This window comes from Nocardioides sp., from assembly GCF_050246775.1.
Classification (GTDB): Bacteria; Actinomycetota; Actinomycetes; order Propionibacteriales; family Nocardioidaceae; genus Nocardioides.
Window position 1 is genome coordinate 16058 of sequence record NZ_JBFWVK010000007.1, and the last position, 25488, is coordinate 41545.

Below are 25488 nucleotides of genomic sequence, written 5' to 3' on the forward strand. Positions count from 1 at the left end.
CGCGGTGCCTCAGCCCTTGTCGTTCTTCGACTTGTTCTTCTTCGGCTTGTCCACCGGCGCCTTGGTGAGTTCGCCGGTCCACTGGATCGGGTCGTAGGCCTGGTCCGGGCGGAAGCTGACTGCGGCCAGGGTCCCGTGGTCGGCGGCGATGTAGACCAGGCAGACCTTCGTGGCCCGACCCGGCTTGAACTTCTCGGGCAGCGGCTTCGCGGCGCACGGGGTGAAGGTGCTCCGGAAGGTCGACTGGCCCACCAGGACATTGTTGCCGTCCACCATGAACAGAGGGGTCTTCACCCCGCTCAGGTCGGTCCTTCCGAGGTTGCGGACCGTCGCATCGACGTAGTACGGCGTCGACTGCTGGGTCGCCTCGTCGAGCACGAATCCCGAGAAGTCCTTGACACTCCCCCGGCGCAGCTTCGTCACCGTGATGGCAGCGACTCCCACCTTGTTCTTGTCCACCTGCCACCCCACCCGGGCGGTGTCGCCCAGGGCGAGATCACTGCCGAGCGGAGTCAGCTTCGTGCCACGCGGAAGGTCGAGACCGTAGGCGGCGTTGGCATCCTCCGACGCAGTCGTGTCCTGACTCGACCCGTCGCCGGACGTCGCGGAACCCCCGGTCGTGCCGGCCCCGGACGTGTTCCCGGCCCCGGGGTCGGCGCCGTCCCCGCCGCCACACGCGCCCAGCACGAGTGCAGACGCCGCAAGCAGGCTCACGGCGCCGAGAGCGCGCCTGGCCACCGAAGAGATCATGGCCGTCATTGTGCTTGACGACACCAGTCAGCAGCCGACGAAACGCTCGGCGAAGTAGGTCGAGATCCCGTCCAGGCTGATCCGCTCCTGCTGCATGGAGTCGCGCTCGCGAACCGTGACCGCGTTGTCGTCAAGGGTGTCGAAGTCGACGGTCACGCAGTACGGCGTCCCGATCTCGTCCTGTCGACGGTAACGACGCCCGATCGCGCCGGAGTCGTCGAAGTCGACGGTCCAGTTGCGCCGCAGCTCAGCGGCCAGCGCCTTGGCCTTGGGGGTCAGGTCCGCGTTGCGGCTCAAGGGCAGGACGGCGACCTTGATCGGCGCCAGGCGTGGGTCGAGCCTGAGCACGGTGCGCTTGTCCACCCCGCCCTTGGTGTTGGGGGCCTCGTCCTCCTGGTAGGCATCGACCAGGAACGTCATCAGGCTCCGGCTCAGGCCGGCGGCCGGCTCGATCACATAGGGCGTGTAGCGCTCGTTGGCGGCCTGGTCGAAGTAGGACAGGTCGTGGCCGGAGTGCTTGGAATGGGTGGTGAGGTCGAAGTCGGTGCGGTTGGCGATCCCCTCGAGCTCACCCCACTCGGAGCCGGCGAACCTGAAGCGGTACTCGATGTCGACCGTGCGCTTGGCGTAGTGACTCAGCTTCTCCGTCGGGTGTTCGAAGTGACGTAGGTTGTCGGCCGCGATGCCCAGGTCGACGTACCAGCGGGTGCGCTCGTCGATCCAGTACTGGTGCCATTCCTCGTCCTCGCCCGGCTTGACGAAGAACTCCATCTCCATCTGCTCGAACTCCCGGGTGCGGAAGATGAAGTTGCCCGGAGTGATTTCGTTGCGGAAGCTCTTGCCGATCTGGGCGATCCCGAAGGGCGGCTTCTGGCGACTGCTGGTGACCACGTTGGCGAAGTTGAGGAAGATGCCCTGGGCGGTCTCCGGTCGAAGGTAGTGCAGTCCGGAGGCGTCCTCGATGACACCGAGGTAGGTCTTGAGGAGACCGGAGAACTGCCGAGGCTCGGTCCACGCGCCGCGGGTGCCGCAGTTGACACAGACGATGTCACTCAACGGCACCGAGTCGGGGTCCTCGATGCCCTTCTTCTCCGCGTATGCCTCCTGCAGGTGGTCGGCACGGTAGCGCTTGTGGCAGGACTGGCACTCGGTCAGCGGGTCGCTGAACGTGTCGACGTGACCGCTCGCCTCCCACGTCTGACGAGGAAGGATCACACTCGAGTCGAGACCGACCACGTCCTCGCGAGCCTGCACCATGGACTTCCACCACTGGCGCTTGATGTTGTCCTTGAGCTCGACACCGAGCGGCCCGTAGTCCCAGGCCGAGCGGGTGCCGCCGTAGATCTCGCCACACGGGTAGACAAACCCTCGGCGCTTGGCGAGGGAGACGACGTTGTCGACGGTGGTCGGGGGCGGCTTTGCCACTGCGGAGCTCCATTCGGTGGTTGAGCAGGGCGCACTGCGCCCCGGCTCGAAACCCAGGCCGGCTGGCTGCCGGTCTCGAGGGTTCAGCCTAACGACCGTGTCTGCTCGACATTCAGTTCGGTGCCCGACTCGACCACCTCGTAGGCGCTGGGCTCGTCGATCGCCCGGCTCAGCAGGGGCACAGCGCCGAGCTTGACGTCGTACGCCGAAAGCGCGCGGCGGTAGGAACCGACGTTCTCCCACTGGGTCGAGAGCACCCAGAGCTCCGGGTCGTCCACATTCCGGCCGACGTGGCCGGCCAGGTGGCCGGGACGCTCGGCGAGGACCGCGGCGGCACGCTCGACATCGATGCGGAACGACGCGGCATCTGCTGCCTCAACCCGGAAACGACTGATCACCAACATGCTGCGCACGCTATCCCTTCCCGTTGAGTGGTGCCCCCTCAACGGGAGGGGGGATGGGCACAGTTGACAATGATTCTCAACTAGATGAGAATCATTCTCATGAGATTGCTCGCCACCCCGAAGCCACGCGCCCACCGCCCCGCCTTGGCGCTCCTCCTTGCTGGAAGCCTGGCCGGGACCGTGGCGTTCAGTGGATGCTCGGCGCTGTCGGACGACTCCGGAAATGGTCGCCGGATCGCGGCAGCGTTCTATCCGCTCGCCTATGTCGCCGAACGGGTGGCGGGCAATCTCGCCGACGTGGAGAACCTGACCCGACCGGGGGGCGAACCGCACGACCTGGAGCTTGGGGTCAAGGAGGTCGCCGAGGTCGCCGAGGCCGACCTGGTGATCCTCGAGGAGGGGTTCCAGCCGGCCGTCGACGACGCCGTCGCCCAGAACGCCACCGGGGAGGTCCTGGATGCGGCCGCACCCGCCCGGCTCGAGCCGTTCGGGCACGACGGGCACGACCATGCCGACGAGTCCGGGCTGGACCCGCACTTCTGGCAGGACCCCCTCCGCCTGGCCGCCGTCGGTGACGCCACTGCCGAGAAGCTGGCCGAGCTCGACCCCGACCACGCCGCGGACTACCGGGCCAACGCAGCAGCCCTGCGCAGCGACCTCGAGAGCCTGGACCAGCAGTACGCCGAGGGCCTGGCGAGCTGCGAACGCACCACCGTGGTGGTCTCACACGACGCCTTCGGCTACCTGTCTCGCTACGGCCTCGACTTCGAGCCGATCGTCGGCCTCTCCCCCGAGGCCGAGCCGACCCCAGCCGACCTCGCCCGCCTCCAACGCCTGATCAGGGCGAAGGGCATCACCACCGTCTTCTCCGAGACCCTCGCCAGTCCGAAGATGTCGGAGACCCTCGCCAACGACCTCGGCATCACCACCGCCGTACTCGACCCGATCGAGGGCCTGAGCGACGCCACCGCCGATGAGGACTACCTTTCCATCATGCGTTCGAACCTCTCGGCCCTGAAGAAGGCGAACGGGTGCTGAACCCGGTCCCCCCCATCCAGATCCGCGAGGGCGCCGTCGCCATCGGGGGTCGGCCGATCCTGCGCGGCATCGACCTGACCGTGGAGACCGGGCAGTTCCTGGCGCTGATGGGAGCCAACGGCTCCGGCAAGTCGACGCTCGTGCGGGCGATGACAGGGCTCAGCCCACTCGCTACCGGCTCGCTGGCACTCTTCGGGACCGACATCGACGACTTCCACGACTGGCACCGCATCGGCTTCGTGCCCCAACGAGCGAGCGCCGCCTCGGGCGTCCCCTCATCGGTGCGCGAAGTCGTCTCCTCGGGCCGACTGACCCGGCGTCGGCTGCTGCGGCCACTCTCGCGCGCCGACCGCCGGGCCATCGACGACGCGCTCGCGGTCGTCGGCCTCACCGATCTGGCCCAGCGCGGCGTCGCCCAGCTCTCCGGGGGCCAGCACCAGCGCGTCCTGATCGCCCGGGCGCTCGCCGGCGAACCGGACCTGTTCTTCCTCGACGAACCGGCGGCCGGCGTGGACCTCCCCAACCAGCAGGCCCTCGCCGATGCCCTGCAGGTGCTGTCCGAGCGTGGCGCCACCATCGTGCTGGTGGCACACGAACTCGGCCCGATGGCCCCGCTCATCGATCGCGCGGTCGTGATGCGGGACGGCCGGATCGCCTACGACGGGGCGCCGCTGGGCGACCACGAGGTGCACCATCCAGACTTCGGCGAGCCCCACACCCACCATCACCACGAGTCGCTCGAGCGTCGCGACCACGCGCCGTACGTCTCCTCGCCGCTGGACGGGGGCAGCAACTGATGGACATCTTCACCCTGCCGTTCATGCAACGTGCCCTGCTGGCGGCCGTGTTCACCGGGCTGGCTGCACCGGCCATCGGCACCTACCTGGTGCAGCGTCGCCTGGCCCTCATGGGCGACGGGATCGGCCACGTGGCGGTCACCGGCGTGGCCCTCGGGCTGCTGACCGGCACCTCACCGACCTGGACGGCCGTGATCGTGGCCGTCCTGGGTGCCACCCTGATCGAGGTCATCCGCGAGCGCGGCCACACCAACGGCGATGTCGCGCTCGCCCTGCTCTTCTACGGCGGCCTCGCCGGCGGCGTGCTGCTGACCGGGCTCGGTGGGCAGAGCGCCTCCACACTGCAGCAGTACCTGTTCGGCTCCATCCTGACCATCTCGCTGGTCGACGTCTGGGTCACCGTCGTCCTGGCGGTCACCGTCGTCCTCATCTGCGTCGGTCTGGCACCCCAGCTCTTCGCGGTCGCCCAGGACCAGGAGTTCGCGAAGGTGGCCGGCCTCAACGTGCGCGTCTACAACCTCCTGGTGGCGGTGCTGGCCGCGGTGACCGTCACGGTGGCGATGCGCACCGTGGGCCTCCTGCTGGTCTCCGCCCTGATGGTGGTGCCGGTGGCGACCGCCCAGCAGGTGACCCGCTCGTTCCAGGCCACCCTCAGGCTGGCCATGGTGCTGGGCGTCGGCGCCTGCCTGGGCGGACTGGTGGTCTCGGCCCTGGTCTCGTTGCAGGGGCCGATGGTCGCACCCGGGTCGACCATCGTGCTGCTGGCTCTGGCCGGCTTCCTGCTCACCTGGCCGATCGGCGTGTTGCTGCGCCGCCGCCAGCGGTTGCTGACCCCCTTCGCCTCAGGTGAGCCCGAGGGCCACGAGGCCAGCACGGAGGAGCACCCCCACGAGCACGGCGAGAACTGCGGCCACCGGGCGGTGCCCCACGACGACCACCTCGACTACGTGCACGACGGGCACCGACATGCACCTCACGGAGAGCACTATGACGAGCACTGATCCCAAGCCGGTGATGGCCGGGGCGCGTCCGACGCGACAGAGACTGGCGGTCGCGGAGGTCCTGTCGACCTTCGCGGACTTCCGCTCCGCCCAGGAGATCCACGACCTCCTCGACCAACGGGGCCACTCGGTCGGGCTGGCCACGGTCTACCGGACCCTGCAGAAGCTGGTGGACGCCGATGAGGTGGACATGCTGCGCACCGAGGACGGCGAAGCCATCTACCGGCGTTGTTCCGACACCCACCACCATCACCTCGTGTGCCGCTCCTGCGGAGCCACCATCGAGGTGGAGGGCCCGGCGGTCGAACGCTGGACCCGCACCATGGCTGCCGAGCACGGCTTCTCGGACGTGTCCCACACGCTGGAAATCTTCGGGACCTGTCCGCGGTGTCGCGTCGCGACATAGAGGGCGAGGTCAGGCCGAGCCGTAGCGCCGATCACGCCTGGCATAGGTGTCGATCGCGGCCCACAGGTGACGTCGGTCGACGTCCGGCCAGAGCACGTCGGTGAAGACCAGCTCGGCGTACGCCGCCTGCCACAACATGAAGTTGGACAGGCGCTGCTCACCCGACGTACGCCAGATCAGGTCAGCCTCGGAGGTCTCGGGCACGTAGAGGTGGCGGGCGAACGTCTTGTCGTCGATCTTGTCGGGGTTGAGCTTCCCGGCCGCGACCGCCCGTCCGATCGAGCGCGCGGCGTCCACCAGCTCGGAGCGGCCGCCGTAGTTCACGCACATGGTGAGGGTGAGGACGTCGTTGTCCTTGGTGAGCTCCTCGGCGACCTGGAGCTCGCGGATGACCGACTTCCACAGCCGCGGGGCACGCCCGGCCCACCGCACGCGCACGCCCAGGTCATGCATCTCGTCGCGCCGGCGGCGGATGACGTCACGGTTGAAGCCCATCAGGAACTTCACCTCGTCTGGCGAACGCGACCAGTTCTCGGTCGAGAACGCGTAGGCCGAGATCGCCTTCACGCCGATCTCGATCGCACCCTCGACGACGTCGAAGAGCGACGACTCGCCCTGTGCGTGTCCCGCCGTACGCGGCAGTCCGCGTTCCTTGGCCCACCGGCCGTTGCCGTCCATGACGATGGCCACGTGCCGGGGCACGAGTTCGCGAGGAAGGGATGGTGCCGTGGCACCCGAAGGGTGAGGTGTCGGGGCTTTTGCGGTTCGGGGCACCTGCCAAACGATAGTGTGCTCAGAGGGGGTCCGCGGCGATGGAGGCGAGGCCAGAGGTGGGAAACGCTAACGACGAGATCGAGCAGCAACTGTTGCTGTTGCTGCGTCGTACTCAGGCGATCCATGTCCGGACATCCTCCGGCGACGTGCTCATCGAGCGCTCCAGCTACGGCATCCTGTGCCTGATCCTGGACGAGGGTCCTCAGCGCCTCGGCACCATCGCCCAGACGTTCACCTTGGACCCCTCGACCATCACCCGCCAGGTCCAGGCCGTGGTGAAGGCCGGGCTTGCCGAGAAGACGGTCGACCCCAGTGATCGGCGTGCCATGTTGCTGAGCCTGACACCTGAGGGCCGCACCGCCATCAAGGAGGCGCGCGCCCACCGTCGCGCCATGCTCGAGGAGCTCATGAAGAACTGGACCGAGGACGAGCGCACCGAGTTCGGTCGTGCCCTGCGCCGGTTCAACACGACCGTGGAGGAGTGGAACGTCACGGGCCTGCCGGAGTCGTTGGTCGAGCAGGTCTAGCGCTGCACGTAGGCCATCGAGCGCAGCCCGCGCTCCAGGTGCCACGAGAGGTACGCCGAGACGAGCGTGCTGGCTGCCTTCAGCTGACGGGCGTCCGCCGCTTCGACGAGCGGCCAGTCACCGGCGAGCAGCGCACCGAGCACCAGCACCGTCTCCGGTTGGGGATTGGCCGAGCCGGGCATCCGGCAGTCGCCGCACAGCACCCCACCGGCGGCCGGGCTGAACCAACGGTGCGGCCCCGGGTCGCCACAGCGCGCGCACACGTCGAAGGACGGTGCATAACCGGCCACCGCGAGTGAGCGGAGCAGGTAGGAGTCGAGCACCGCACCCGGGATCCGCTCGGGAGAGGTGAGCGCCCGCAACCCGCCGATGAGCAGCAGGAACTGCTGGAGGGCCGGTTGCTTCTCCTCCACCACCAGTCGCTCGGCGGTCTCCAGCATCGCCGTACCGGTGGTGTAACGCTCGTAGTCCAGGCCCAGGCGGGAGTGGAAGGGAGTCAGGGTCTCGGCCTGCGTGATCGTGTCGAGGTTGCGGCCCTCGGCGAGCTGGAGGTCGACATGGGTGAACGGCTCCAGCCGCGAGCCCCAGCGCGAGGTGGTGCGACGTACTCCCTTGGCGACGGCCCTGACCCGGCCGTGGTTGCGCGAGAGCATCGTGATGATCCGGTCGGCCTCACCCAGCTTGTGGGTGCGCAGCACGATGGCTTCGTCACGATAGAGGGGCACCCTCCCATTCTGCCGTGTGCTGCGACTTATTCACGCGCACGCGCGGGTGCGAACCTGAGAGGCTTGTCGACATGATCGAGATCCGGATGCTCGAGGCCGACGAGTGGCAGCTGTGGCGCGACCTGCGCCTGCGCTCACTGGCCGACGCCCCGGACGCATTCGGTTCGACGCTCGAGCGCGAGCAGGCATTCGTCGAGGCCGACTGGCGTGACCGGCTCCAGAGCATGCCGGTCATGGGGTTCCTCGACGGCCGTCCCGCGAGTCTGGGCGGCGGCTACCGGATCCGGCCCGGCTGGGTCCAGGTGGTGGCGATGTGGACCGATCCGGCCCACCGGGGCAGAGGCCTGGCGGGACAGGTGCTGGAGCGCATCGTGGCGGCAGCTGGTGATGAGCATCGCCGGGTCGTCCTGGACGTCGAACGGCGCAACACCGGTGCCCGGGCGCTCTACGAGCGGTTCGGCTTCGTCGCCACCGGCAACTCCTCTCCCCTACGTGAGGGATCCTCGCTGGTCGTCGACGAACTGGTGCTACCTGCCCGGCGCTGACGGGCGCTGCGACGCGGGGTCGCCTCACTCATGGACCATCGTCGGTGGGGTAGCCGAGCGGAAGGTCAGCCACGGTGCGCCACGAGAGGGGACGTGTCGACCCCGCGATGAGGCGGGCGCTGTCCACGCGAGCGCGCAGCGGGAGCCCCACCGTCAGGGCAGCCTCAGCACGGTGCAGTTCCTGGACACCGCCGCCACCGCGGACCGCGACCGTCAGGTGCGGCACCAGGTCCTCATGGGCGCCCTCGTACGGCGGGCGGTCAGGGAAGGCGCCCCACACCGCCCGGGTCAACTCGGTGAACGGCTGGGACGGTTCCGGCGCGAGCCAGAGCACGTCGGATCCGAACCAGCGACAACTCGCGAAGGTGCAGTCGAAGCCCGACACGTTGCCCACCGCAGCCGCCAACCGGGCCACCGTCGGTTCGCCGACCTCGGCCGGGGCGACGAAGGGGAACAGCACCGTCACATGGGCGGGCACTCCCCAGGCAGCGGCCGGGTCGAGTTGCGCGCGCAGCGCAGCGACGAGTGGTTCGGCCGCGGGCACCGCGATGATGACGGCCGTCTGGGCAGCACCGTGCAGTGCCGAACGGTCCACCGATCAGGCGCGGTTGACCGCGCTGATGACCGCCTTCAGCGAGGCCGTGACGATGTTGGGATCGAGGCCCACTCCCCAGAGGATCTGGTCGCCGACGGCGCACTCCACGTAGGCCGCCGCGATCGCGTCGCCGCCCGAGGACAGCGCGTGCTCGGCGTAGTCCAGCACCCGCACGTCGTGGCCGAGGTCGTTGATCGCGTTGACGAACGCCGCGATCGGGCCGTTGCCGGTGCCCTCGAGGGATCGGATCTCACCGTCCACGTAGACGTTGACGGCGAGCTGGTCCTTCTCCCCGGCGGCTGACGAGGTGTGCACCGAGTTGAGCTTGAGCGGTGTCTCGCGCTCGAGGTACTCGGCCTTGAAGGTGGACCAGATGTCCTCGGGAGCCATCTCGCCACCCTCGGTGTCGGTGCGCTCCTGGATGACCCGGCTGAACTCGATCTGGGCGCGGCGCGGCAGGTCGAGCTTGTGCTCGGCCTTGAGGATGTAGGCCACCCCACCCTTCCCCGACTGGCTGTTGACCCGGATCACGGCTTCGTAGCTGCGACCCACGTCCTTGGGGTCGATCGGCAGGTACGGCGCCTCCCAGACGATGTCGCGCACCGAGATGCCTTGGTCGGCTGCCCTCACGTCGAGGTCCTCCAGGCCCTTCTTGATGGCGTCCTGGTGGGAGCCGGAGAAGGCGGTGTAGACGAGGTCACCGGCGTAGGGGTGCCGCGGGTGGACGGGGAGCTGGGTGCAGTACTCCACCGTGCGCCGGATCTCGTCGATGTCGCTGAAGTCGATCATCGGCTCGACCCCCTGGCTGAACAGGTTCATGCCCAGCGTGACCAGGCAGACGTTGCCGGTGCGCTCACCGTGCCCGAACAGGCAGCCCTCGACCCGGTCGGCGCCCGCCATCATCGCCAGCTCGGTGGCCGCGACCGCTGTGCCGCGGTCGTTGTGGGGGTGCAGGCTGATCACGGTGTTCTGGCGGCGGGTGAGCTGGCGGGAGAACCACTCGATCTGGTCGGCGTAGACGTTGGGGGTCGCGCTCTCGACCGTTGCGGGCAGGTTGAGGATGATCTCGCGGCCGTCGGCCGGTTGCCACACGTCGGAGACTGCTTCACACACCTCGAGGCTGAAGGGCAGCTCGGTGGAGGTGAAGATCTCCGGCGAGTACTCGTAGCCGATGACGGTCGTGTCGAGGTAGTTCTCGGCGTGCTTCATCACCAGTTCGGTGCCCCGGACCGCGATGTCCTTGATCTCGTCCTTGCCGGCATGGAAGACGACCCGGCGGAACAGCGGCGCCAGAGCGTTGTAGAGGTGGATGTTGGCCCTGGGGACGCCCACCAGGGACTGCACGCTGCGCTCGATCAGGTCCTCGCGGGCCTGGGTCAGCACCGAGATGGTGACGTCGTCAGGGATCCGGTCACCCTCGATCAGCTGGCGCACGAAGTTGAAGTCGGTCTCGCTGGCGGAGGGGAACCCGACCTCGATCTCCTTGTAGCCCATCTTCACGAGCAGGTCGAACATCTTCATCTTGCGAGCGGGGCTCATCGGGTCGATCAGCGCCTGGTTGCCGTCGCGCAGGTCGGTGGAGAGCCACCGTGGGGCTTCGGTGATCGTCTTCGACGGCCAGGTGCGGTCCGGCAGGTCGATGGGCGCGAAGGGGCGGTAGCGGTGGATCGGCATCCCGCTGGGCTTCTGAGTGTTCATGGTCGTCCTCGGCTGGTCTTCGGTGGGGGCCCGGTCAGGCAGCACGCACTCCGCAGCGAGGGGGTCCGGTGATCAGACCTCGCTGCGGCAGCCAAGGAGGAGCAGTCGCATCATGATGACCACAGGTTAGCGCACCCGGCTCGAAGCTGCCGAGCGAGGTCCGGATGCACCCCGGCATGCGACGATCGCCCCATGAGGGTCCTGGTCGTCCACCACTCCCCCACGGCGTCGATGCGCAGGCTCACCGAGGCCGTCGTCGCGGGCGCCGGTGACGAGGCCATCGAGGGAGTCGAGGTCGTCGTCCGCGGCGCTCTGGACGCCACCGCCGAGGAGGTGCTGGCCGCCGACGGCATCCTCTTGGGGACCCCGGCGAACTTCGGTTACATGAGTGGTGCGCTCAAGCACTTCTTCGACAGCACGTTCCTGGAGATCGGCGGATCGCTGGCCGACGACGGCGCCGCGGGCGTCGGAGGCGCACAGGGACGCAAGCCGTTCGGGCTCTATGTGCACGGCCGGTACGACACCACCGGTGCCGTCCGGTCAGTGCTCACGATCGTGGGCGCCCTGCCCTGGAGGCAGGCAGCACCCGTGCTGGCCGTGCTCGGTGAGGTCACGAGCGATCACGACGCTGCCGGCCACGAGCTCGGCGCGACCTTGGCAGCCCTGCTGAGTCCCTGACAGAGCTCGGGCCGGGCAGCTACCGGTGGACCACGCCGCACGGCCACCACGTCATCACCGATCACACCGGCACGCTCCTTGCCCCGGCCAGCTCGCCGGGACCCAGGGAGCCGGGGAGTAGCATCACGGCACTGCCGCCACCGTGAACCTGGAGCCAACGACTTGCCACACCTGACTCGCGCCGCGCGAGCCAGCGTCGGACCCGTTCTCGCCCTGCTCCTGCTGGCCGGCTGCACTCCCGACGACCAGGGCACCAACATCGATCCCGCTCAGGTCGATGCCGTGCGGGCGCCGGACAACGGCGCCTGCCGTCGTCTCAGCCCCGCCGACGTCGCGATGCCCAGCAACGCCACCGTCACAGTCGACTGCACCGACAAGCACTCTGCGGAGACCTATGCCGTGGGCACGCTGCCGGCTGAGTTCGACAAGGCGGCGTACGACGACAAGGCTGTGGGACGTTATGCCTACCAGACCTGTTCGAGCGCCTTCGAGGAGTTCCTCGGTGCTGATGAGTCACTCGCCATGCGGACCATCGTGAGCTGGGTCTGGTTCCGGCCCTCGGAGCCGGCCTGGGAGAAGGGGGCCCGCTGGTACCGCTGCGACGTCATCGGCGGCGGAGCGCAGACCAAGAAGTACGTCGACCTGCCGACCACCGCGCGCGGCCTGCTGCAGAAGCGACCCGACACCTGGATGGCGTGTGTGAACGGCCCCTCCGTGAACGGCCTGAAGACCAGTTGCGACCGCCCGCACACCTGGCGGGCCGTCACGACGATCAAGCTCGGTCAGGCCGCGGACCCCTACCCCGGCGACCGGGCTGTGGAGGCACGCACCGAGGACTTCTGCTCCGACTCGGTCGGAGCCTGGCTCAACTACCCGGTCGACTACGACTTCGGGTTCACCTGGTTCAAGGAGGGTGAGTGGTCGGCCGGCAACCGCCGCTCGATCTGCTGGGCGAGGACCGATCAATGACCCCCCGCCTGCTTGCGGCTGCCGTCGCCCTCGTCCTTCTGGCGGGCTGCACCGGGAACACGCCTGACCCGGCACCGTCCAGCAGCCCCAGCCCCAGCCCCAGCGCCGACGTACCGTCGCCGACGGCGTCGCCAGCTACGGCTGCCCCCAGACCGAGCACGGGCGCGTGCTACGCGCTGACCTACACCGAGGCCCTGGAGTCGACCTCGAGCGTGCGCCCAGGGAAGTGCAAACGGCCGCACACGGCCCGCACGTTCTTCGTGGGCACCGTCGATGCCGTGGTCGACGGTCACCTGCTCGCGGTCGACTCCGCCCGGGTCCAGGACGCCATCGCAGCCGCCTGCCCGCAGCGTCTCGGACGCTATCTGGGCGGTGACCAGGAAGCTCGCCGACTGAGCATGCTGCGCGCTATCTGGTTCAGTCCCAGCATCGAGCAGTCGGACGCCGGCCAGAACTGGTTCCGCTGTGACGTCATCGCGCTCGCCGGTGACCAGGCGTTGGCCCGCCTCGGCGGGGACCTGAAGGGGGTGCTGGACACCTCAGAGGCTGCGGACTTCGCCATGTGCGGCACCGCCGACCCCGAGTCCGCGCGCTTCGAGCGAGTGATCTGCTCGGCCCCCCACACCTGGGAGGCCGTCGCCACGGTCGACGCCGACCAGAAGACCTTTCCCGGCCCACAGAAGCTGCGCACCGACGGCAAGGCCGCCTGTGAGGATCCCGCCCGGGCGGTCGCTCCCGACCCCCTGACCGTGACCTGGAGCTACGAGCCGCCCACGCTGCAGCAATGGCGAGGCGGCCAGCACTACGGCGTCTGCTGGGTGCCCAGCAGCTGAGCGCTCAGAACCCGAGCTTTCGCAGCTGCCGCGGGTCACGCTGCCAATCCTTGGCCACCTTGACCCGCAGGTCGAGATGCACCTGGGTGCCGAGCAGGGCCTCGATCTGCTTGCGGGCATTGGTGCCGACCTCCTTGAGGCGGCTGCCCTTGTGGCCGATCACGATGCCCTTCTGACTGTCACGCTCGACGTAGAGCCAGGCATGGATCTCCAGCAGCGGCTTGTCGGCGGGGCGGTCCTCGCGTAGGCCCATCTCCTCCACGACGACGGCGATGGAGTGGGGCAGCTCGTCGCGGACTCCTTCGAGGGAGGCCTCGCGGATCAACTCGGCCACGATCGCCTCCTCCGGAGAATCGGAGATGTCGCCATCGGGATAGAGCGGCGGCCCCTCTGGCAGCAGGCCCACCAGCAGCTCCTCGAGCAACGCGACCTGGTCACCGGCCTTCGCAGACACCGGCACGATCTCGGCCCATTCGGTGCCGGTGTCGGCTCCGACGGCCTGGATCGCGAGCAGGTGCTCGCCGATCTGCTCGGGGGTCGCCAGGTCGGTCTTGGTGGCGACGGCGACCTTGATGGTGCGGCGCACCTTGGCCATCTCGTTGACGATGAAGCGGTCACCAGGCCCGATCTTCTCGTTGGCCGGGAAGCAGACGCACACGATGTCGACCTCTGCGAGCGTGGTCTTGACCAGGTCGTTGAGCCGCTCCCCCAGCAACGTCCTCGGGCGGTGCAACCCCGGGGTGTCGACCAGGATGAGCTGCGCGTCCGGGCGGTGGACGATGCCGCGTACGACGGTCCGGGTCGTCTGCGGCTTGGAGGACGTGATGACCACCTTGGTGCCCACCAGGGCGTTGGTCAGTGTGGACTTGCCCGCGTTCGGGCGTCCCACGAACGAGGCGAACCCGCTCTTGAACGGTGGAGCCTGCTCGGTCACTGCTCTGCCTCTCGTGCTGCGTCGTAGGCCGCCCAGATCTCAGAATCGGACTTGCCACCAGCCTTGCCCTGCTGCCAGATCGGTGCCGGGTCGACCGCGCGCGGCTGGCGCTGCTGCCCGCCGCGCCAGTAGCCCATCACATCGAACGCGGGGCCCGGCAACTTCACCTCGCGCATCAGGTGCTTGCGGATGGCCCGCATCTGAGCCGACTCGCCCGCCATCCAGAAGTACCCGTCGCCGGCCGGCCAGTCGATGGACTCGACGATCGCAGACGTGGCCGACTCGCTGCCCGCCGGGGGCGTCGACCAGATGATCTCCGCATCGACGTAGCCCTCGATCGGCGCGTCGGGTGTCTCCACCCAGGCCCGGACCGGCAGGTCACGATGGGTCTCCAGGATGCGACCGACGGCCGGCAGCGCGGTGAGGTCGCCGACGAGGATCAACCAGCGTGCACCCGGTGGCAGCCTGAACGACCCCTTCGGCTCGGAGACGGTGACGGTGTCACCGACGCAGTCGCCGGTCGCCCACTCGGTGACCAGACCATGGTCGTGGACGACGATGTCGAGGGTCAGCTCGCCGTCCGCCCAGGAACGCACCGTGTAGTACCGGATCTGGAACTGGCCCGGCACCGTCAACGCCACCCACTCGTCCGGCGCCCCGGTCGTGGCGAAGCCGTCGAGCCCAGAACCGCCCAGCACGATGCGCACGAAGTGCGACGACAACTGCTCGCGTCGCAGGACGTCAGCCTGGTACGTCGCCGCTCGGGTGCTCACCGGCCAAGGTTAGTTGGTGTACATCTGCGACGGGTCGGCGCATGTTTGGGTGTACATCTGCGACAGGTCGCTACCAGGTGGGGCGCAGTGGGAAGTCGCTCACTCCCTCGCTGTCGGTCTTGGTGGCGAGCACATGGTGCAGCTGGATCTCGTTGCGCTCGAAACTCAGGCGTGACGCTGCCATGTAGAGCCCCCAGACCCGGGCCACTCCTTCGCCCACCTCGGCGACGGCCTCGTCCCAGTTGGCCTCGAGGTTGCGGCACCAGCCCGCCAGGGTCATCGCGTAGTGGAAGCGCAGGTTCTCCTCGTGCTGCACCTCCAGCCCGGCGTTCTGGGCATCGGTGATGATCCGGCCCGAGCCGGTGAGCTCGCCGTCGGGGAACACGTAACGGTCGATGAACGCACCCGTACGGGTGGTCACGTTGGTCGGGCGGGTGATGCAGTGGTTGAGCAGTCGGCCCTGGGGGCGCAGCTTGGCGTTGATGGCGGCGAAGTACGCCGGGTAGTTCTTGACCCCGATGTGCTCGGTCAACCCGATCGAGGACACCGCGTCGAAACCGGTCTCCTCGACATCGCGGTAGTCCAGGAAACGCACCTCGGCCAAGTGGTCGAGACCCTGCTCCTTGATCGCCTGCTGGGCCCAAGCGGCCTGTTCACGCGAGAGGGTCACCCCGAGTGCCTTGACGCCGTACTCCCGGGCGGCGTGACGCACCATGCCACCCCACCCGCAACCGATGTCGAGCAGTCGCTGACCCGGCTGGAGGCCGAGCTTGCGCGCGACGAGATCGTACTTCTCGTGCTGCGCCTCCTCGAGGGTGGACTCCGCGGTCGGGAACACCGCGCACGTGTAGGTCATGGACGGGCCGAGCACCAGCTCGTAGAACCGGTTCGACACGTCGTAGTGGTGGTGGATCGCCTCGGCGTCGCGCCCCTGGGAGTGCCGCAGGCCCTCCATTACCCGGCGCCAGCGCGGCGGAGCCTCCTCGGGTGGCGCGGGCGGGGGCTTGAGGTTGGCGATGCCGACCGAGCGCAACAGCGCCACGGCCTCGCTGGCCGACGGCCGCCTGAACTTCAACCCGTGCTTGAGCGCTTTCAACGCCTCGTACGGGTCTCCGGGATGCGCCCCGGAGAGCGTCAGGTCCCCCGCCACGTAGGCGCGCCCCATGCCCAGGTCACCCGGGGCGGTCACCAGGTAGGCCAGGCCACGCTCGTTGAGCAGGGAGAAGGTGAACTGGGCGTCCGGGGGCCCGGTCTCGCTCCCGTCGTACGCCGTGATGCGCAGCGGCAGGGGCTCCTTGAGCAACTGCTCGAATGCTTCCGCGATGGACATGGTCATCGTCGTTTCACCGCCTTGTCGTAGAGCGACGTGAATCTGTCGTCAGGGTCGAAGCGCTGCTTCACTGCAGCGAGATTGGCCCCGTCGTAGAGCTGGTCGAAGGTCTCTCGGTCGTAGAAGGCCTCCGAGTAGAGCGACTTGTGGCCGCCCAGCGCGTGCACCTTGGCCTCGATGGCACGGTTGCGCGGGGCATGAGGGGCCTCGGGCCCGACGTTGACGGCGCCCCAGAAACCCACGTTGACGTAGGTCACGCCCGCTGCGAGCGGGTACGACGGCCACGAGCGATCGCCTCGCAGCTTGAGCGGGCAGATCCACACCGGACGCATCCCCACCTCGTCGTCGAACCAGGCCAGGAACTCCTCGAGTCGTTCGACTGGGATCTCCACGTCCTGCACCACGCGCTCAGCCTCGGCGCGACCGGCCCGTTTGTCGAGCCTGCGGGCGATGTCGAAGCGCTGGTCCAGACGGACCAGCTTGTAGTAGACGTCGGAGCGCCGCCACCTGCGCGGCCAGAAGCGGCGCACGCGCGGGTTCTGGGCGCCGAACGCCCGCGAACACCAGAACCAGTCGGTGTCCCAGCGCCAGAGGTAGTCGTAGATGCTCAACCGGTCGACCTCACGCTGCTGGAGCGAGCGGTAGAAGATCGCCATGCCGGTGTAGTCGCTGGTCGGTCCGTCCTCCTCGACCCAGCTGGCCAGCGTCAGGTAGCCCTCGCCCGGTTCGAACGCGACGCCGTCGATGGCGTCGACCCGTTCACCGTGCCACTCTCCGGTCTCCACCACCTCGGCGATGGCCTTGGCGATCAGCCCGAAGTCGGAGAAGCGGACATGGCGCAACGCCACCTGGGCCGGCACCTGCTCCAGCTCGATCCGCAGCCGGGTGGCGTAGCCCAGGGAACCGTAGGAGTTGGGGAAGGCGTCGAACAGCGGCTCGCCCGGACTGGTCGTGACGACCTCTCCGGTGCCGGTGAGGATGTCCATCTCCAGGACCGACTCGTGCGGCAGTCCGTTGCGGAAGCTGGTCGACTCGATGCCCAGGCCCGACACGGCCCCACCCAGGGTGATCGTGCGCAGCTGCGGCACCACCAGCGGGATCAGCCCGTGGGGCAGGGTGGCGTCGACGAGGTCCTCGTAGGTGCACATCCCCTGGACATCGGCCGTCCGTGCGGCGACGTCGACACTGATCACTCCGTCGAGCCCCGACACGTCGAGCCCGGGCGCGACGTTGGCCTTGCGCGCCCGGAAGAGATTGGAGGTCTTCTTCGCCAGCCGCACGTTGGCTGAGCGAGGCACGGCCGCGAACGACTGCTTCAGTCGCGCCACCGCTGCCTCGTGAGCAATGCTCCCCACACCCGTCACCCTCTCAATTTAGCCCCATTGAAGGTTGGTAGGTCCAACGGTCTCGTTCGTGGACTCAGATCAGGTGTACGACGACCTCGTCGCCGCCGAACTCCGCGATCACCGCGGCATCGGGAGCCGACAGCTCGTCTGCCCCGGAGAAGACCACCACCGCCTCCAGGCCGCGGGCCCCCGAAGCCACCGCCATGGCCACACAGACCTGCACGGCCGAGAGCCGGAGCGAGTCCAGATCGACCGCCGCACCAGCGTAGGTGCGCCCGTCCCCGTCCCGCACGGCCGCACCCTCGGCCGCTCCGGTGCGCGCCCGCGTGGCTCTGGCGAGCGTGAGCAGCTTCTGGTCCTCCACCGTCAGATCAGGCATGGGACTCAGGATAGGTGTCGTCCTCCTCGGACTCGACCTCGCTCCTGCTGATGAGGACCGTGCTGATCCGCTTGCGGCGCCCGGTCGGCTTCTCGGCCTCGAAACGCAGTCCATGCGCCTCGACGTGAGCACCAGGCAGCGGGACCTTGCCCAGCAACTTGGCCATCAGGCCACCCACGGTGTCGACGTCGTCGTCGATGACGTTGATACCGATGACCTCGTCGAGGTCGTCCACCGGGTAGCGCGAGGAGACCCGCACCGACCCGTCTTCGAACGTCTCGGGCTCGATCTCCGCCTCGTCGTACTCATCGGTGATCTCGCCCACGATCTCCTCGAGGATGTCCTCGATGGTCACCAGGCCCGACGTGCCGCCGTACTCGTCCACGACGATGGCGATGTGCTGACGGCGCGCCTGCATCTCGCTGAGCAGCTCGTCGACCGGTTTGGAGTCCGGCACGAAGTGCACCGGGCGCATCACCTCGTCGACCCTCAGCGTGAACTCGGCGTCAGGGGCCTCGAAGTCACGACGGGCGACGTCCTTGAGGTAGGCGAACCCCACGATGTCGTCGAGGTTCTCCCGGGCCACCGGCACCCGCGAGTAGCCGCTCTTGAGGAACAGCGACATGGCCTGTCGCAGGTTCTTGTGAGGCTCGATGAAGACGATGTCGGGTCGCGGCACCATCACCTCGCGCGCGATGGTGTCCCCGAGCTCGAAGACCGAGTGGATCATCTTGCGTTCCCCGGACTCGATGACCGCGCTCGCCTCGGCCAGGTCGACCAGCTCGCGCAGCTCGGTCTCGGAGTTGAACGGGCCCTCCCGGAATCCCTTCCCCGGTGTGATCGCGTTGCCGAGCAGGATCAGCAACCTTGGCAAGGGGCCGAGGATCCGGGTGATGAAGGCGAGGGGTACGGCGATCGCCAACGCCACCGTCGCAGCCTGCTGACGTCCCACCGTGCGCGGTGAGACCCCGATCGCCACGAACGAGACCACGAGCATGATCCCCACCGCAGTCAGGACGGTGGGCACCCGGTCGCCGTCGAACAGCTCTCCGAGCTGCACCGTCACCAGGACGATGGCCGCGATCTCGCAGAGGAGGCGCAGCAGCAACGCGGTGTTGAGGTAGCGGGGCCGGTCAGCCACGATCTCGAGCAGGCGCCGAGAGCCCGCACGCCGTTCAGCGGCCAGCTCCTCGGCGCGTGCCTGGGAGAAGGTTGAAAGCGCCGCATCTGCTGCGGAGAAGAGTCCGGCGAGGACGACGAGGGCCGCTGCTCCGATGAGCAGCCACACATCACCCGAGGTCATCGGGAGCGCCACTCCTGGAGCACCTGGTCCTGGAGACCGAACATCTCCTTGTGCTCCTCAGGCAGCGCGTGGTCGTAGCCCAGCAGGTGGAGGATGCCGTGCACCGTCAGCAGCTCGATCTCCGCGTCCCGGCCGTGACCGGCGCTCTCGCCCTGGGTCGCCGCGATCTCAGGACAGAGCACGAGGTCACCGAGCACGCCCTCCTCGGGCTCCTCGTTGACCAGCCCGGGACGCAGCTCGTCCATCGGGAAGGCCAGCACGTCGGTCGGGCCCTCCTTGTCCATCCACTTCGCGTTGAGCTCGGCGATCGTGTCGACGTCGACGGCCTTGATGCACAACTCGGCCAGAGGGTGCACGCGCATCCGCTCGAGCGTGAACCGGCTCAGCGAGGCCAGGCTCTGGACGTCGAGCTCCTGGCCTGACTCGTTCAGGATCTCGATGCTCACCGCGGGCCGGTCTCCTGACGTTTGTCCTGCTCGTGCGCGGCGCGTTCCTTGCGGGCGTCGAACTCGTCGTACGCCGCGACGATCTTGCCGACCAGGCGGTGACGCACGACATCGTGGCTGGTGAGGCGGTTGAACACCACGTCCTCCACCTCGCCCAGGATGCCCTCGACGACCTTGAGGCCGGACTTGGACCCTCCGCCCGGGAGGTCGATCTGCGTCACGTCGCCGGTGATCACGATCTTCGAACCGAACCCGAGGCGGGTCAGGAACATCTTCATCTGCTCCGGCGAGGTGTTCTGCGCCTCGTCGAGGATGATGAACGCATCGTTCAAGGTGCGCCCACGCATGTAGGCCAACGGGGCCACCTCGATCGTCCCGGCGGCGAGCAGCTTGGGGATCGTGTCGGGGTCGAGCATGTCGTGCAGGGCGTCGTACAACGGACGCATGTAGGGGTCGATCTTCTCGCCCAGGGTGCCCGGCAGGAAGCCGAGACGTTCGCCGGACTCCACCGCGGGTCGGGTGAGGATGATCCGGGTCACCTGCTTGGCCTGGAGGGCCTGGACCGCCTTGGCCATCGCCAGGTAGGTCTTGCCGGTGCCGGCCGGGCCGATCCCGAAGGTGATCGTGTGCTTGTCGATCGAGTCGACGTAACGCTTCTGGTTGAGCGTCTTCGGGCGGATCGTGCGGCCGCGGTTGCTCAGGATGTTGAGCGACAGGACGTCGGCGGGACGTTCCTTCGTCTCGGTGCGCAGCATGCCCAGGACCCGCTCCACGGTCTCGGGACTGATGCCCTGGCCGGTGCGGATGATCGTGACGAGCTCGTCGAGCAACCGCTCGGCGAGGGCGATCTCGTGGGGTTCACCGTGCAGGGTGATCTGGTTGCCGCGAACGTGGATGTCCGCCGCGAAGGCATCCTCGATGAGCGTGAGGTGCTCATCGCCGGGCCCCAGGAGGCTGACCATGTTGACGCTGGCGGGCACGACCACCGTGTGGCGGGTGCCGGAATTGGTCTGCGAATCTGTCATGGAGGCCCGGTGGGCAGCCTTTCGGTCGGTTTCAGGTGCGAAAACCATGCTACGCGAGCGTCCGCGCGCCGCCCAACGAGTTCCCGGCGCAGGGTCGGTCAGCCGCGGACGACCTGCAGGATGCCCAGGCACATCTCGTCCGTCGTGCCCTCCCCCCACACGACGTAACGGTCCGGCTGACCCTCGAAGGCGGGCAGTCGGTCGCGCAGCCACTGGGCATGGCGACAGGTCACCCGCACCTTGTCGAAGGTGTCCAGTCGGACCGGGGTGATCGGCTGGGCACCCTGGTTGTCGAAGTCCCAGACCTTGATGTCCAGGATGGTCCGTGCCCGCGGGGTGTCGGGATTGACCTCGATCTTGATCGAGCGCCCCAGAAGGTGCATGTGACCGGCCACGCCCACGATCGTGGTCGGCTCCAGGATGTTGCGGTCGCAGATCTGAACCGGCCCGGCCCGCACCGGGCCACAGAGGAAGTGCAGCAGGTCGGCGGTGGAGCCGGGGCCGTCCCCGAAGCGCTGCTTCACGTCGGCCAGTGCGGTTGCCCGGTCGCACAGCGGTGACTCCTCGTGCCCCGCCCGACAGGGCAGCTCCACCGGCGTCGGCATCAGCATGGTCTCGACCCGGTCCAGGGCCGCGGTGCCGGGAGCGATCCGGATCTGAGTGGCCGAGACATCAGGGCTGTCTCCGGCCAGCAGGTTGTAGTGCACCTGCATCACGATCCGTGACCCCTTCTCCAACCGCACTCCCAGGCCCTTGCGAAAGACCGTCTCGCGACCACCGGGAGCCCAGGCGCCCAACCAGGGAGCGCTGTCCAGCTCGTTGCCCGCGGCGCTGATCCCGGAGTTGCCGAAGCAGGTCCACCCGTCCCCCGTCGTCGCGTCGTCCAGGGCGACAGCACGATCCACCTCGGCGGCAGGCACCCGGAACAGGATCACGTGGTGGACGACCTCAGGGTTGCCGGGCAGCACGTTGGTGCCGGTGATGAAGGCATCGCGGTCGAGCCGAGGATCCAGGAGGAAGCACCGGTAGTCGTCAGTGCCGACTCCGGTCGGTGCGCTCGGGGTGTAGGGAGCCGACATCTTCATGGTGATGCGCTTCTCGCCGGCGCGCAGCGGCCTCAGCGGGTGTGCGGCAGGCGCGGCATGGTCGTCCACCGGGGCGTGCGACGCACCGCTGTGCGCACCGGCGGTCGCCTCAGGCGACGCCGAGGAGCCAGGGCCGGTGGCAGGGGACTCATCGGGCCCGCAGGCCGCGAGGAGCAGCAGGCACAGTGCCGCCACGCCGGCGAGCAGACGACGGTTCACCCCGGAGGCCAGGTCAGCGAGCGGCCCCCGAGCACGTGCAGGTGCGCGTGGAAGACGGTCTGGTTGGCGTCGGCACCGGTGTTGAACACCAGCCGATAGCTGTCAACGCCTTCCGCGGAGGCCACCTGGGCCGCGGTTGCCACCAGGTCGGCCACGGTCGCCGGCTCCGCCTCTCCCAGGCTGGCGGCGTCGGGGTAGTGGCTGCGCGGGACGACCAGGAAGTGCACCGGTGCCTGCGGCTCGATGTCACGGAACGCCACCGTGGTCTCGCCCTCGGCCAGCACCTGCGCCGGGATCTCGCCCGACACGATCCGGCAGAAGAGGCAGTGGGGGTCGGGCGCCGGGAGGGTCATCGAGTCAGCATATTTGTTTCTGCGCGTGTAAACCAACGAATCAGGCTGCGCGTGGAACTAGCGTGTTGACGGAGATGAGACCTCGAGGCGCCACGTGGGATGCCGATACCGCGGTGGAGCAGTTGTACGCCGCCCACTGGCGCCAGCTGGTCCGTCTCTCGATGCTGCTCGTGCGCGACGTCGGCACCGCGGAGGAGGTCGTGCAGGACTCCTTCGTGGCGCTCCACTCCCGCTGGTCGCGGCTGCGCGATCCGGAGAAGGCGTTGGCCTACCTGCGCCAGATCGTGGTGAACCGATCCCGGTCCGCCCTGCGGCACCGCAGCGTCGTGGCCAAGCATGCGCCGCTTCCCGAAGTGACCTCCAGCGCCGACGAGGCAGCGCTCGCGCACGGACAGCGCGACGTCGTCCTCGAAGCACTGCGCCAGCTCCCGGAGCGGCAGCGCGAAGTGGTCGCGCTGCGCTACTACCTCGACCTGTCCGAGGCTGACATCGCCGCGACCCTCGGCATCAGCCGCGGCGCGGTCAAGAGCCACTCCTCACGTGGCCTGGCCGCACTCCGACTCTCGCTCGGCTCCCTGATGGAGGACCCGTCATGACCAGCCCCCGGCCCGACGAGGAGCGACTTCGTCGACTGATCGAGCAGAGCGTCGCGGACCTCGAACCACGCGACCAGCTCGACGCCATCCGTGCCCGAACGAAGGAGACCCCCATGCCCGCCTCGGACACCACGAAACGCCCCTGGATCTGGGTCACGCTCGGCGCCGCCGTCGCGACGGCCGCGGTGATCGGAGGCTTCGCCGTACTCAACGACCCAGAGCCCTCGGCCGACCCCTCTCCGGCAGGCTCGCCCTCGGCGAGCGCCAGCGATCCCTCAGCCGACCCGTCCGAAACGCCCTCCGAGGATCCCAGCTCGCCCGCCGCCGGTGGCGCGATGGCGATCTACGTCGCGGGCGACACCCCCTTCGGCCCCCGCCTCTATCGCGAGTTCCGCCCGACCACCTCCGCGGACCGGCTGCTGGAGGCGGGCCAGGCGAGCACCACCGGGACCCCGTTGGATCCGGACTACTTCAGCCTGTGGTCCAGCGGCGGTATCTCCGATGTCTCCTTCGACGGGATCGGGAATGACGGGCAGATCGGGGTCACGCTGGACCCGAGCACCCCGTTGACCCGCCCGGCGGGGATGAGCCGAGAGGAAGCGCGGATCGCCATCGAGCAGGTGATCTACACCCTGCAGGCTGCGACGCAGACCCGGGCTCCGGTGCAGTTCTACCTCGAGGACAACCCGGTGGCGACCGTGTTCGGGGTCCCGACCTCGGAGCCGCTGGCCCAGGGCAAGCCCCTGGAGGTCCTCTCGCTGGTCAACCTGACCAACCCTGCCCAGGGCACGAGCGCCAGCGGCTCGCTCGCGGTCGACGGAGTGGCCAGCTCCTTCGAGGCCACGGTGCCGTGGCAGCTCATGCAAGGAGCCCGCGAGGTGCGCACCGGCTTCTTCACCGCCGACGGCTGGCAGGACAAGCTCTACCCGTTCTCCGGCGACATCGACCTGAACGGACTGGCCCCCGGCAACTACACGCTGGTCGTGCAGACCGACGACCCCTCGGGTGGCGAGGGCCCCGGACCGTTCGTGGACACCCGTGACATCACGGTGAGGTGAGGGCCAACTCCTTGCTCTCCTGGGCCCGCACCCGGGCACCGCAGAGCACCAGGTAGCCGACGAAGCCGATGGCCAGTGCGACCAGCACACCGATGTTGGCGTAGGCCCAGTCCCCGCTCTTGCCGCCGAGACCGAGCGGGCCCAACAGGTAGCCCTGCCAGGTGAGCCAGCTGGCCAGGCTGTTGGTGACCAGTCCCCACCCGATGACCGTGCCGACGAGCATGATCACGATGGCTGTCGGGTTGGCCACCCCGTATCCCTGCGGGGACTCGTCGAACAGCTTGACCTCGTCGTACCGCTCCTTGCGCAGCAGCAGGTCGGCAACGAAGATGCCGCCCCAGGCCGCCAGGGGGACCCCGACCGTGATCAGGAAGCCCTGGAACGGGACCAGGAAGTTAGGGGCGAACCAGACCACGTAGATCGCGCCGATCGTCATCAGCACCCCGTCGAGGGCGGCCGCCACCGGGCGCTGGATCGGGATGCCCGTGGCCACCAACGTGAGGCCGGAGGAGTAGATGTCGATGATCACCCCTGCAGCGAGACCGAGCAGCGCGACCGCGATGAACGGCAGCAGGTACCACGTCGGCAGCATCGGGGTGAGCGCCCCGATCGGATCGTCGTAGAACTGGTCGATCAACGCAGGGTCGGAGGCGCAGAGCAGAAGGCCGTAGCCGGCCAGAAGTACGACGGGCAACGCCCCACCGAACGTGGTCCAGCCGACGATGCCGGCCTTGGAGGCGTCGCGCGGCAGGTAGCGCGAGTAGTCGGCGGCACAGTTGATCCACCCCACCCCGAAGCCCGCCACCAGCATGACCAGTGCCCCGATGACCGCGGTCGTGCTCCCGGCAGGCTGGTCGAAAGCGGCGCCGAGGTGGACCTCGTCCATGGTGAGGGCGATGAAGCCGGCGGTCAGCGCGAGCGTGGCGATGGTCAACCAGCGCTGGGCCCGCATGATGGCCTCGAACCCGAGCACTCCGTAGTAGATGCCACTGCCGGCGACCAGCACCAGCGCCACCGCCGCAGCCACATCACCCGACCCCTCGGCGAGTCGCTCGGAGACCGTGCGAGCCGACAGCGCCGCCAAGGCGCACAGCGAGGTCTCCCAGCCCACCAGCAGCAGCCACGAGACCAGTCCCGGCAACCAGTTGCCCTTGATGCCGAAGGAGGCTCGCGAGAGGACCAGCGTCGGCGCCGAACCCTTCTGGCCAGCCAGGGAGGCCAGGCCGACCAGGAGGAACGAGGCGACGACACCGATCAGCGTCACCAGCAGGGCCTGGGTCAGGTTGATGCCGAAGCCGATCACGTAGCCGCCCCAGCTGACCGCCAGGACCGCCACGTTGGCGGCGCACCAGGGCCAGAAGAGGCTGTGCGGGTGACCGTGGCGCGCCGACTCCGCGATCACGTCGACCCCGGCATGCTCGATCCGGTTGGCCTGGGGGATCTCGTCGCTGACCATCTTGCTCATGCGCCGCATCC

The 25488-nt window shown here is 68.5% G+C and carries 29 protein-coding genes; 11 read left to right on the plus strand and 18 right to left on the minus strand.

Annotated features, from left to right (window positions below):
* Positions 1–9: 9 nt before the first annotated feature.
* From AB7I40_RS21505 to AB7I40_RS21515, 3 genes are all read right to left on the minus strand, one after another.
* The gene (locus AB7I40_RS21505; RefSeq protein ID WP_428347818.1) at positions 10–750 is read right to left on the minus strand and encodes a hypothetical protein; all 741 of its coding nucleotides are present in this window, start codon (positions 748–750) and stop codon (positions 10–12) included.
* Between the two features lie 27 nt (positions 751–777).
* Positions 778–2175 (minus strand): glycine--tRNA ligase, encoded by a 1398-nt coding sequence (locus tag AB7I40_RS21510; RefSeq protein ID WP_428347817.1) that lies wholly within the window; start codon positions 2173–2175, stop codon positions 778–780.
* Positions 2176–2258: 83 nt separating this feature from the next.
* On the minus strand, positions 2259–2579 hold the full coding sequence (locus tag AB7I40_RS21515) for an antibiotic biosynthesis monooxygenase family protein (protein WP_428347816.1): 321 nt from the start codon (positions 2577–2579) through the stop codon (positions 2259–2261).
* 84 nt (positions 2580–2663) lie between these two features.
* Here AB7I40_RS21515 and AB7I40_RS21520 point away from each other — a divergent pair, with 84 nt between their 5' ends.
* From AB7I40_RS21520 to AB7I40_RS21535, 4 genes are read left to right on the plus strand one after another with little or no spacing between them, the layout of a single operon-like run.
* The gene (locus AB7I40_RS21520) at positions 2664–3617 is read left to right on the plus strand and encodes a metal ABC transporter substrate-binding protein (RefSeq protein ID WP_428347815.1); all 954 of its coding nucleotides are present in this window, start codon (positions 2664–2666) and stop codon (positions 3615–3617) included.
* Positions 3611–4414 (plus strand): metal ABC transporter ATP-binding protein, encoded by an 804-nt coding sequence (locus AB7I40_RS21525; RefSeq protein ID WP_428347814.1) that lies wholly within the window; start codon positions 3611–3613, stop codon positions 4412–4414. The genes AB7I40_RS21520 and AB7I40_RS21525 overlap by 7 nt, the downstream gene beginning before the upstream one ends.
* The gene (locus AB7I40_RS21530) at positions 4414–5415 is read left to right on the plus strand and encodes a metal ABC transporter permease (RefSeq protein WP_428347813.1); all 1002 of its coding nucleotides are present in this window, start codon (positions 4414–4416) and stop codon (positions 5413–5415) included. The genes AB7I40_RS21525 and AB7I40_RS21530 overlap by 1 nt, the downstream gene beginning before the upstream one ends.
* Positions 5402–5821, plus strand: a complete 420-nt coding sequence (locus tag AB7I40_RS21535; RefSeq protein ID WP_428347812.1) for a Fur family transcriptional regulator — start codon at positions 5402–5404, stop codon at positions 5819–5821. The genes AB7I40_RS21530 and AB7I40_RS21535 overlap by 14 nt, the downstream gene beginning before the upstream one ends.
* A 9-nt stretch (positions 5822–5830) precedes the next feature.
* Here AB7I40_RS21535 and AB7I40_RS21540 read toward each other — a convergent pair whose 3' ends face one another.
* Positions 5831–6607 carry an isoprenyl transferase gene (locus AB7I40_RS21540; RefSeq protein WP_428347835.1) on the minus strand — a complete coding sequence of 259 codons (777 nt, stop codon included), beginning with the start codon at positions 6605–6607 and terminating at the stop codon, positions 5831–5833.
* Positions 6608–6651: 44 nt separating this feature from the next.
* Between AB7I40_RS21540 and AB7I40_RS21545 the strand changes: the two genes are divergently transcribed.
* The gene (locus AB7I40_RS21545; RefSeq protein ID WP_428347811.1) at positions 6652–7122 is read left to right on the plus strand and encodes a MarR family winged helix-turn-helix transcriptional regulator; all 471 of its coding nucleotides are present in this window, start codon (positions 6652–6654) and stop codon (positions 7120–7122) included.
* Here AB7I40_RS21545 and recO read toward each other — a convergent pair.
* The gene (gene recO, locus AB7I40_RS21550) at positions 7119–7847 is read right to left on the minus strand and encodes a DNA repair protein RecO (protein ID WP_428347810.1); all 729 of its coding nucleotides are present in this window, start codon (positions 7845–7847) and stop codon (positions 7119–7121) included. The genes AB7I40_RS21545 and recO overlap by 4 nt on opposite strands.
* Before the next feature lie 71 nt (positions 7848–7918).
* Here recO and AB7I40_RS21555 point away from each other — a divergent pair, with 71 nt between their 5' ends.
* A complete protein-coding gene (locus AB7I40_RS21555) occupies positions 7919–8392 on the plus strand; it encodes a GNAT family N-acetyltransferase (RefSeq protein WP_428347809.1) in 474 nt (157 codons plus the stop codon).
* Between the two features lie 28 nt (positions 8393–8420).
* On the opposite strand, the gene AB7I40_RS21560 is transcribed toward AB7I40_RS21555, so the two are convergent.
* Both AB7I40_RS21560 and leuA read right to left on the minus strand, forming a co-directional pair.
* On the minus strand, positions 8421–8987 hold the full coding sequence (locus tag AB7I40_RS21560; RefSeq protein WP_428347808.1) for a 2'-5' RNA ligase family protein: 567 nt from the start codon (positions 8985–8987) through the stop codon (positions 8421–8423).
* Positions 8988–8990: 3 nt separating this feature from the next.
* Entirely contained in the window at positions 8991–10685 is a 1695-nt protein-coding gene (leuA, locus tag AB7I40_RS21565) for a 2-isopropylmalate synthase (RefSeq protein ID WP_428348130.1), read from the minus strand.
* 192 nt (positions 10686–10877) lie between these two features.
* Here leuA and AB7I40_RS21570 point away from each other — a divergent pair, with 192 nt between their 5' ends.
* The 3 genes from AB7I40_RS21570 to AB7I40_RS21580 all read left to right on the plus strand — a co-directional run bounded on the left by AB7I40_RS21570 (position 10878) and on the right by AB7I40_RS21580 (position 13165).
* The gene (locus AB7I40_RS21570) at positions 10878–11363 is read left to right on the plus strand and encodes a flavodoxin family protein (protein ID WP_428347027.1); all 486 of its coding nucleotides are present in this window, start codon (positions 10878–10880) and stop codon (positions 11361–11363) included.
* A 162-nt stretch (positions 11364–11525) separates the two neighbouring features.
* Positions 11526–12332, plus strand: coding sequence for a septum formation family protein (locus AB7I40_RS21575; protein ID WP_428347028.1), 807 nt, complete (start codon positions 11526–11528; stop codon positions 12330–12332).
* Positions 12329–13165, plus strand: coding sequence for a septum formation family protein (locus AB7I40_RS21580; RefSeq protein WP_428347029.1), 837 nt, complete (start codon positions 12329–12331; stop codon positions 13163–13165). Before AB7I40_RS21575 ends, AB7I40_RS21580 begins: the two co-directional genes overlap by 4 nt.
* 4 nt (positions 13166–13169) lie before the next feature.
* Here the strand turns inward: AB7I40_RS21580 and era are convergent, their stop codons facing one another.
* The 10 genes from era to AB7I40_RS21630 form a co-directional block, all read right to left on the minus strand.
* A complete protein-coding gene (gene era, locus AB7I40_RS21585; RefSeq protein WP_428347030.1) occupies positions 13170–14099 on the minus strand; it encodes a GTPase Era in 930 nt (309 codons plus the stop codon).
* On the minus strand, positions 14096–14872 hold the full coding sequence (locus tag AB7I40_RS21590) for a siderophore-interacting protein (protein WP_428347031.1): 777 nt from the start codon (positions 14870–14872) through the stop codon (positions 14096–14098). Before AB7I40_RS21590 ends, era begins: the two co-directional genes overlap by 4 nt.
* Before the next feature lie 70 nt (positions 14873–14942).
* Entirely contained in the window at positions 14943–16202 is a 1260-nt protein-coding gene (locus tag AB7I40_RS21595; RefSeq protein ID WP_428347032.1) for a class I SAM-dependent methyltransferase, read from the minus strand.
* A gap of 2 nt (positions 16203–16204) precedes the next feature.
* Complete coding sequence (locus AB7I40_RS21600; protein ID WP_428347033.1) at positions 16205–17557, minus strand: FAD-binding oxidoreductase; 1353 nt, start codon at positions 17555–17557, stop codon at positions 16205–16207.
* A gap of 64 nt (positions 17558–17621) precedes the next feature.
* Complete coding sequence (locus AB7I40_RS21605; protein WP_428347034.1) at positions 17622–17927, minus strand: cytidine deaminase; 306 nt, start codon at positions 17925–17927, stop codon at positions 17622–17624.
* On the minus strand, positions 17920–19230 hold the full coding sequence (locus AB7I40_RS21610) for a hemolysin family protein (protein WP_428348131.1): 1311 nt from the start codon (positions 19228–19230) through the stop codon (positions 17920–17922). Before AB7I40_RS21610 ends, AB7I40_RS21605 begins: the two co-directional genes overlap by 8 nt.
* Positions 19227–19676 carry an rRNA maturation RNase YbeY gene (gene ybeY / locus AB7I40_RS21615; protein WP_428347035.1) on the minus strand — a complete coding sequence of 150 codons (450 nt, stop codon included), beginning with the start codon at positions 19674–19676 and terminating at the stop codon, positions 19227–19229. Before ybeY ends, AB7I40_RS21610 begins: the two co-directional genes overlap by 4 nt.
* Positions 19673–20701 (minus strand): PhoH family protein, encoded by a 1029-nt coding sequence (locus AB7I40_RS21620; protein ID WP_428347036.1) that lies wholly within the window; start codon positions 20699–20701, stop codon positions 19673–19675. The genes ybeY and AB7I40_RS21620 overlap by 4 nt, the downstream gene beginning before the upstream one ends.
* Positions 20702–20799: 98 nt before the next feature.
* The gene (locus AB7I40_RS21625; protein ID WP_428347037.1) at positions 20800–22005 is read right to left on the minus strand and encodes a hypothetical protein; all 1206 of its coding nucleotides are present in this window, start codon (positions 22003–22005) and stop codon (positions 20800–20802) included.
* Positions 22002–22358, minus strand: coding sequence for a histidine triad nucleotide-binding protein (locus AB7I40_RS21630; protein ID WP_428347038.1), 357 nt, complete (start codon positions 22356–22358; stop codon positions 22002–22004). Before AB7I40_RS21630 ends, AB7I40_RS21625 begins: the two co-directional genes overlap by 4 nt.
* Positions 22359–22432: 74 nt before the next feature.
* Between AB7I40_RS21630 and AB7I40_RS21635 the strand changes: the two genes are divergently transcribed.
* Together AB7I40_RS21635 and AB7I40_RS21640 are read left to right on the plus strand one after the other, a co-directional pair.
* On the plus strand, positions 22433–22954 hold the full coding sequence (locus AB7I40_RS21635) for a SigE family RNA polymerase sigma factor (protein ID WP_428347039.1): 522 nt from the start codon (positions 22433–22435) through the stop codon (positions 22952–22954).
* Complete coding sequence (locus AB7I40_RS21640) at positions 22951–24012, plus strand: Gmad2 immunoglobulin-like domain-containing protein (RefSeq protein ID WP_428347040.1); 1062 nt, start codon at positions 22951–22953, stop codon at positions 24010–24012. Before AB7I40_RS21635 ends, AB7I40_RS21640 begins: the two co-directional genes overlap by 4 nt.
* Here the strand turns inward: AB7I40_RS21640 and AB7I40_RS21645 are convergent.
* On the minus strand, positions 23999–25477 hold the full coding sequence (locus AB7I40_RS21645) for a purine-cytosine permease family protein (RefSeq protein WP_428347041.1): 1479 nt from the start codon (positions 25475–25477) through the stop codon (positions 23999–24001). The two genes, AB7I40_RS21640 and AB7I40_RS21645, sit on opposite strands and share 14 nt — an antisense overlap.
* Positions 25478–25488: the final 11 nt, after the last annotated feature.

Coding starts and splice junctions, on each gene's coding strand:
- AB7I40_RS21505 (WP_428347818.1), bottom strand. CDS start 750: ATGATCTCTTCGGTGGCCAGGCGCGCTCTCGGCGCCGTGAGCCTGCTT.
- AB7I40_RS21515 (WP_428347816.1), bottom strand. CDS start 2,579: ATGTTGGTGATCAGTCGTTTCCGGGTTGAGGCAGCAGATGCCGCGTCG.
- AB7I40_RS21520 (WP_428347815.1), top strand. CDS start 2,664: ATGAGAATCATTCTCATGAGATTGCTCGCCACCCCGAAGCCACGCGCC.
- AB7I40_RS21530 (WP_428347813.1), top strand. CDS start 4,414: ATGGACATCTTCACCCTGCCGTTCATGCAACGTGCCCTGCTGGCGGCC.
- AB7I40_RS21535 (WP_428347812.1), top strand. CDS start 5,402: ATGACGAGCACTGATCCCAAGCCGGTGATGGCCGGGGCGCGTCCGACG.
- AB7I40_RS21555 (WP_428347809.1), top strand. CDS start 7,919: ATGATCGAGATCCGGATGCTCGAGGCCGACGAGTGGCAGCTGTGGCGC.
- leuA (WP_428348130.1), bottom strand. CDS start 10,685: ATGAACACTCAGAAGCCCAGCGGGATGCCGATCCACCGCTACCGCCCC.
- AB7I40_RS21570 (WP_428347027.1), top strand. CDS start 10,878: ATGAGGGTCCTGGTCGTCCACCACTCCCCCACGGCGTCGATGCGCAGG.
- AB7I40_RS21580 (WP_428347029.1), top strand. CDS start 12,329: ATGACCCCCCGCCTGCTTGCGGCTGCCGTCGCCCTCGTCCTTCTGGCG.
- AB7I40_RS21595 (WP_428347032.1), bottom strand. CDS start 16,202: ATGTCCATCGCGGAAGCATTCGAGCAGTTGCTCAAGGAGCCCCTGCCG.
- AB7I40_RS21605 (WP_428347034.1), bottom strand. CDS start 17,927: ATGCCTGATCTGACGGTGGAGGACCAGAAGCTGCTCACGCTCGCCAGA.
- AB7I40_RS21610 (WP_428348131.1), bottom strand. CDS start 19,230: ATGACCTCGGGTGATGTGTGGCTGCTCATCGGAGCAGCGGCCCTCGTC.
- AB7I40_RS21620 (WP_428347036.1), bottom strand. CDS start 20,701: ATGACAGATTCGCAGACCAATTCCGGCACCCGCCACACGGTGGTCGTG.
- AB7I40_RS21630 (WP_428347038.1), bottom strand. CDS start 22,358: ATGACCCTCCCGGCGCCCGACCCCCACTGCCTCTTCTGCCGGATCGTG.
- AB7I40_RS21635 (WP_428347039.1), top strand. CDS start 22,433: ATGAGACCTCGAGGCGCCACGTGGGATGCCGATACCGCGGTGGAGCAG.
- AB7I40_RS21640 (WP_428347040.1), top strand. CDS start 22,951: ATGACCAGCCCCCGGCCCGACGAGGAGCGACTTCGTCGACTGATCGAG.
- AB7I40_RS21645 (WP_428347041.1), bottom strand. CDS start 25,477: ATGAGCAAGATGGTCAGCGACGAGATCCCCCAGGCCAACCGGATCGAG.